1 protein-coding gene and 1 pseudogene are annotated in these 7,645 nt (G+C 68.6%); both read left to right on the forward strand.

Features of this window, described 5'->3' with window-relative positions; translation table 11 throughout:
• Positions 1-135: 135 nt before the first annotated feature.
• Positions 136-5,292 carry a choice-of-anchor D domain-containing protein gene (locus tag AC1D1T_RS27980; protein ID WP_477992909.1) on the forward strand — a complete coding sequence of 1,719 codons (5,157 nt, stop codon included), beginning with the start codon at positions 136-138 and terminating at the stop codon, positions 5,290-5,292.
• Positions 5,289-7,645 (forward strand): annotated as a pseudogene (locus tag AC1D1T_RS27985) (RHS repeat domain-containing protein); the annotation flags it as partial. The gene AC1D1T_RS27980 and the pseudogene AC1D1T_RS27985, both read left to right, overlap by 4 nt.

Below are 7,645 nucleotides of genomic sequence, written 5' to 3' on the forward strand. Positions count from 1 at the left end.
TCGCTAGACTGCGCGCACCGCAGCGGCAGACCACTGCCGCGCGGGTTGCCAGCGCCCCACTGGGCCGAAGGCGACACAACACCTGACCCCGTCATTGGATTGCGCCGGTCGACGACCGTGCGCTGGAGGACTGTCTTGGAACTGATCTTGGTTGCGTCGCGGCGTGCCCGCGGCTTGGTGGTGTCGTGCCTGGGTGCGCTGGCGTTGGCTGGCCTGTCGCCGGGTGCATCGGCTCAGCTGGTGGTCGGCAATGGCGGCCAGCCGGGCTATCAGCATTCGATCGCCGTGCCGCCGGGCGTGGCCGGCATGACGCCGAGCATCAGCCTGGCCTATGGCGGCGAAGGCAGCGGGCCGCTCGGGCACGGGTGGTCTCTGCAAGGCATCTCGGCCATCGCGCGCTGCGCCGACAACCTGTCCACCGACGGGCGTGTGCGAGGCGTCGACAACAGCGCGGCCGACAAGCTGTGCCTGGATGGCCAGCGCCTGATCCAGACCGATGCGGCGGGCGTTCCGCTGCCGTTCCCGCAGACCAACGACAGCGCCGGCGGCAGCGGCCTGCTGCGCGAGTACCGCACCGAGAAGGACACGTATGCGCGCATTCGCGCCTACGGCACAGGGGCTGGTTCACCGACGTACTTCAAGGTGTGGACCAAGGACGGCCRCATCCACGAATACGGCACCGACCCCGACGCCAACGCGACGGCCGATGCCGCCGTGACCGCGCAGGCCAGCGGCGTCATCACCACCTGGCTGATCAGTCGCAGCAGCGACCTGAAGGGCAACTACATCGACTTCCAGTACCAGCAACGCGGCGTTGCCTGGGGCAGCGCGACCCAGGGCAGCGTCATCCCGGGCCACGACTGGAGCTTGCGCGAGATCCGCTACACCGGCAGCGCCACCCAGGCGCCGGCCCACAAGATCGTCTTCAGCTACGTCGACCTGCCGGCGACTGCTCCCGCGGGCAAGTCGCACGACCGCCGCGAGGCCTGGGTGGCCGGCAGCAAGCAGCTCAACCTCCAGCAGCTCGTGCAGGTGCAGACCTTCTCGAATGTCGATGTCTCGCCGCTCAAGATCAAGACGGTGCGGCTTGCCTACGACAACGGCCCGGTGACCAACCGCAGCCGGCTCGTGCGCATCACCGAATGCCTGGGCGTGGCCGAGTCGCCGTGCCTGCCGCCGACCACCTTCGACTACGCGCCCGGCGGCGGCGAGGCCTACCAGCGCAACGCGGCATTCGCCGCCAGCGCGATGGCGACGCTGACGATGCAGAGCACGGTGATCGGGCTGGGCGCGAAGCGCTATTCGAACGCCGGCGTCATCACCGCCGACTTCGACGGCGACGGCAAGACCGACATCATCCGCTGGTCGGACAACCCGGCGCTGAACCAGCTCTACCTCAGCAACGGCGACGGCACGTTCCGGCAGGCCGGCAACTTCAACCTGATCGGCGCGGACCAGTGGCTCTTCCACAGCAACGGCTGCTTCAGCACGCGGGTGGCCGATTTCAATGGCGACGGGCTGCCGGACCTGCTGCGGTTCCGCGACCGCTACGAGACCACGTCGGTGAACACCACCACGGCGTGCGCGGGCAGCGGCAGCGAGCTGTACCTCAACAACGGCGACGGCACGTTCCAGCGCAAGGCCATCACCGGCGTGACGCTGCTGGAGCATGCCAGCCAGGACAGCTACATCACGAGCCATGGCGAGATCCAGGACGGCTTCGGCTGGACCTCCGGCTACACCTTCTACCTGCTGGACATCGACAACGACGGCCTGATGGATATCGTCACGGCCTACTTGCCGAACCAGGGCGTGACGCTTGCACCCTCCAACGACCCGTGCGTGGCCGAGGTGTGCACGCAGGTGTTCAAGGGCGACGGGCAGGGCGGCTTCGTCGAGCAGCCCACCAACGTGACCCACCAGAACCTCTACGCGCGACCGCAGGGGCCGTATGCGCTGGGGCAGCCTTCCAACGTGATCGACCTGGACAGCGACGGCAACCTCGACCTCGCACGCGCCGGGCTGCTGGGCACGGGGGCGAATCTGCAGCCGCCGGCGACCGCCTGGCGCTCGCTCGGTGACTTCTCGTTCGTGCCGATGACCGGGAGCGGTCTCGGCAGCGGTGTCGGCAGCGGCTGCCAATCACCGCTGGACTTCAACGGCGATGGCCGCGTGGACTGTCTGGCCAGCGTCTCCGACGGCGGTGGCCACCTGCTGCGAGAGAGCAACTACAACCTGGGTTCCGAATCGCTGGTCACGACCTCGTCGCAGCTCGGCTACACCACGCACACGGCCGACATCGTCTTCGCGGACGTCAACCGCGATGGCCGCGACGACATCATCCGCTGGGCCGACGATCCCACGCAGAACAAGATCTACCTGAGCAACGGCGACGGCACCTACCGCCAGTCGACCGGCTTCAACCTCAAGACGGCCAACGACCTGCTGCAGCGCAGCGACAGCGCGGCCGCCTTCGTCACCGGGAMCTTCACCGGCCGGGGCGACGTGGAGATCCTGCGGATGCTGGGATCGCCGACGCCGGGCGACGGCACCAGCAACCAGCTGTACGTCCGCCAGGGTTCCACGCTGCCGCCGGACCTGCTGGTGGGTGTGACCTCGCCCCGCAACCTGCGAACCACGCTGACCTGGGTGCCGTTGGCCAACTCCACCAGTGGCGCACTCGGCCCGCGGTACACGAGCGACCGCGGCACGGCGAACGCGGCGGTGTTCCCGCTGTACGACAGCATCGATTCGTCGTACGTCGTCGCCACCGTCACGCGCGACAGCGGCGTCGGCAGCGGCCAGGTGATCGAGGAGTTCAGCTACCGCGGCCTCAAGCTGGCCCACGACGGGTATGGCCCGCGCGGCTTCCGCGAGGTGCGCCGCCAGCGGCAGGCGCCCGACGGCACGGTGCTGACGCAGGTACTGCAACAGCAGCAACGCCATCCCTACATTGGGCTGCCGGTGCGCAGCGAGACCTGGCGCAGCACACTCGACCAGGCGTCGGGGCTGGTGCTGTCCAGCGAAGTCAACGTGCATTGCGAGAGATCCGCCGGCGCAACTGCCGAAGCGAACGCCACGGCGGACGCACCGTGCCCGCTGGCGGCCGGCACGCGGATCCTGCGGCCCTATCTCTACAAGACCACCAAGACCGGCAAGGAGCCGGCCACCGGGGAGGCGTTGCCGGTCACCACGACCACCAACCGCTTCAACGACAACGGCGACCCGACGCAGGTGGACACGCTGACGAGCGGCAACGCGGCCGGTGTGGCGCAGACCGTCACGTCGACGGCGAAGTACGTCTATGCGGCCGACAACATCGCCGGGGACAACTGGTTGCTCGGCCGCCGTCAGGGCAGCACGCAGACGAATGTGGCGCCGAACAGCCTGGCGGCGGTCGGTGCGAGCGCTGGAACGGCAGCCGGTGCGAGCGCCACGCGCGGCACCGCGCCGGCGGCCGCGCTGAGCGCACCAGCCTTTGCGACCACGCAGATCGGGCAGAGCAGCGGCGCCACGGCGACGCTGAGCAACACCGGCGGCGTGGCGATGAACCTGACGGTGCCGACCGCTGCGGCGGTGTCGTCGGCATCGGGCAGCGAGTTCGGCTTTGCGGGCACGACCTGCGGTGCGAGCCTGGCGGCGGGTGCCTCGTGCACGGTGACCGTGAGCTTCACGCCAACGGCGGCCGGTGCGCGCAGTGGCGGGTTGAACGTCAACACCGAGCTGGGCGTGAAGTCGGCGGTGCTGTCGGGCACGGGGCAGGCGCCCTCGGGCAGCCTGAGCGCCATCGACTTCGGCAGCGTGGCCGTCGGCAGCGCGCCGACACTGACTTCGACGCTCGCTAACACCGGCGTCGGCCCGCTGAGCATGACGGTGCCGGCAGCGGCATCGGTCAGCGGTACCGACTTCGGTTTTGTCTCGACGACCTGCGGTAGCTCGCTGGCGGTGGGCGGCAACTGTGCAATCACCGTGCGCTTCCAGCCGACAGCCAACGCGGCACGCAGCGGCAGCGTGAGCATCGGCACGGGGGCGGGGACGCTGTCTGCGGCCCTGAACGGCACGGGCCTGCAATCGGTGATCGCGGTGACTGGCAATGGCGCCGCTGGCCTGACGGCGCAGAAGGGCGGTGCAGCGGGTAGCGGCACGGTGACCTTCACGAACAGCGGCAACCAGGCGGCGACGCTCACGATGTCGGGCCTGAGCGCACCTTACTCGGTGAGCCCGGCAAGCTGCGCGGCGCCTGCGGGAGGTACCTGCGCCGTGACGGTGTCGATGGCTACGAGTGGCGCGCTTGGCGCGCAAGGCAGCCAGATCCTGGTGGCCACGGGTGGCACGACCGGTGCGGTGTCGGCCGCCGTCGCGGGCACGGTGTACGGCTCGAATGTCTATCTTTCGGCTAACAACGCCTCGGCGCTCAGTGCATCGAAGGGCGGCGCTTCCGCGAGTGGCACTGTGAGCTTCTTCAACAGCGGCAACCAGGCCGCCACGTTGACGATGTCCGGTCTCAGCGGCGCGTACTCGGTGGCCCCTGGCAGCTGCAACATCGATCCGGGCACGGCGTGCACGGTGACGGTCACGATGAGTTCGGCCGGCCCCATCGGCTCGCAAGGTGCCCAGACGTTGATCGCCACGGGCAGCACCAACGGAGCTGCATCGGCGGCGGTATCGGGCACGGTGACGGGCTCAGTCTCGACGCTCGCGATCAACAGCCTGGCCTATGGCACGGTGAACCAGAACTCGGCGGCGCCGCAGAACATCATCAGCTGGCGCAACGACGGCAACGTGCCGATGACGTTGACCGGGCTGTCGAACCTGCCCGCCGTGCTGAGCTTGGGCGTCAACAGCTGTACCAACGTGGCGCCGGGCCTCACCTGCAACATGGTGGTGCAGTTGGCCACGGGCACGCTGACGAGCTTCAACCAGACGGTGAGCACGGTGGGCGCGACGGTGAACGGTTCAGTCACCGCGAGCGGCACGGTGCAGACCGTTCCCGGGGCGCTGTTCAACCTGAGCACGGCGGCGACGTCAACGACCACGTACACGACGATCACGCTGACGGTGGCCAACCCGTACAGCGCGGCGCAGACGATCACGGCGGCGACCCAGAGCGATGCGGGCACGCCTGGCACGAGCACCTGCACCGTGGGCGGCAGCRTGGCCGCGTCACCGGGGAGTTGCACCTTCCAGTGGGTCTACGACCGATGCACCGCGCGCACGGTGAACTTCAGCGTGAAGAACGCGTTTGGCACGGCAACGACGAGCAAGGCGATCGTGAAGGGGACCTGCCTGTGAAGATCACGCAAAAGAAGAACCTGTTCGCAGCAATCGTGTGGGTGGTGGCGATGGTGGCGGTGAGCTCCGCCCATGCGCAGGCCCAGCTGCCCGCAGCACAAGCGGTGGCCGACCCGTTCAACTACACCCGCACGACGAGCACCACCTACCGGGCCGACGGCCTGGTGGACACCGAGACGGTCGAGCCGAACGATCCGCAGCGCTGTGTGGTGACGACGTACAGCTACGACTCGCGTGGCAACCGCACCGGCTCGCAGGTGGCGAATTGCAGTGGTGCCACTGGCGACGCCGTGTTCACCCCGCGCAGCAGCGGCGCCGCCTATGGCGCGCAGACGCTGGTGATCAACGGCGTGACCGTGCAGGTCCAGCCGAACACCCAGGTGAGCAGCAGCACCAACGCCAAGGGCCAGGTGACGCAGCAGACGGTGGACCCGCGCTTCGGCACGGTGCTGAGCACAACCGAGCCGAACGGGCTGACCGCGCGCAGGGAAGTCGACGACCAGGGGCGCACGACGCGCGAGATCCATCCTGATGGCACGCGGGTGGTCACGGCCTACTGCCTCATCGCCGGCCGCGTGAACCCGGCCGGAGACACCTCGAGCAACAGCCCGACCTGCCCGAGCCCGGGCGCGGCCGAGATCCCGGCCGATGCGTTGGAGTTCACACACGTGGAGCCGCGCGATGCGAGCGGCACCGAAGGCGTCAAGAACGGCGCATTCACCCGCAAGTATGTGGACCGCGCAGGCCGGGTGCTGCGGCAAGTCACCGAGGCCTTCGACGGATCCACGCAACCCGGCGGAGCGAACCGGGTGATCGTCACCGACACCGAGTACGGCGACCTCGGTCAGGTGGTGCTGCAGACGCAGCCGTACTTCCTGGACAGCGGGTCGTCGACGAGCGCGGGCAGCGGCGATGTGGGGCTCACGCGCACCGAGTACGACGTACTGGGCCGGGTGCTGCGCATCTACACCGCCGACAACCAGGGCAGCCAACCGAGCGTGAGCTTCGGTGCCCGCGGCAGCCGCAAGGCGAGGCTGTCGAGCACGGCGTATGGCGCGCTGGTGGTCAGCGCCACCGACGACCAGGGCCGCACGCGGCGCGAGGAGAGCAGCGTCGAAGGCCGCACGATCCGCATCACCGACCCGCTGGGCGCGCAGATCGTTCACCAGCACGACGCGTTCGGCAACCTGGTGGCGACGAAGGATGCCCTGCAGAACACGGTGCAGATCGCCTACGACGTGCGGGGCAACAAGCTCAAGCTGACCGACCCGGACGCCGGGGTGATCGAGTACCGCTACGACGCGCTGGGCCAGGTGGTGCGGCAGCAGAACCCGCTGCAGGCGCAGCGTGGCGGGCAGACGACGATGCAGTACGACATGCTCGGCCGGATGACGCTGCGCAGCGAGCCGGAGTACCAGAGCACCTGGACCTACGACAACTGCACGATGGGCATCGGCAAGCTGTGCGCGACGAGCGCCAGCACCGACATGAGCCAGCAGTGGGTGTACGACAGCCTGGGGCGGCTCATCAGCAACCGCACGACGGTGGCGAACGGGCCGAGTTTTGCGAGTTCGCTGAGCTATGACGCGAATGGCCGGCAGGCAACGCAGACCTGGCCGACCGGGCTGACGGTGAACTACGGCTACACGCCGAAGGGGTTCCTCGGCAGCGTGTCGCTTGCGACGGCGGTCACGGTAAACCCGCTGCCTGCCACGCCGGGCGGCACGCCGGGTGCGAGCACGACGCTGCCGGCCGGCACGGTGCTGTGGCAGGCGCAGGCCTACAACGCATGGGATCACCTTGAGCAGCAGCGCTACAGCAACGCCGTGGTGAGCAAGTCGGGCTATGAAGCCGCGACGGGCCGCGCCAGCAGCCTGACGACGGGCAAGGGCAACGCGACTGATGTGCTGAACCACGGCTACGTGTGGGACAGCCTGGGGCGGCTGACGAACCGCAACGATGCGAACGGTGACGGTGCAACCGGTGCGGTGACGGAAAACTTCGAGCACGATGCGCTGGGTCGGCTGCAGCGCTACACGGTGGCAGCCCCTGCGATCAGCGGCTTGGTCCGCACTGTCAGCCTGCAATACAACGCGCTGGGCAGCATCCTCTACAAGAGCGATGTCGGGGTGTACAGCTACGGCGCGCAAGGCGCGAATGCGGTGCGGCCGCATGCGGTGCAGAGCATCGAAGGCGCTGCCACCAACACCTTCGGCTTCGATGCGAACGGGAACGTCGCCAGCGCGACGGCGGGCAAGTATCGAGGCATCACCTTCACGGGCTTCAACCTGCCGGACAGTCAGAGCGGAGTGCAAGGGCCTGCAGGCGGGCCGAGCTACGTGTGGGGCTACGA

It is taken from the genome of Rhizobacter sp. P2_H3 (assembly GCF_056403355.1).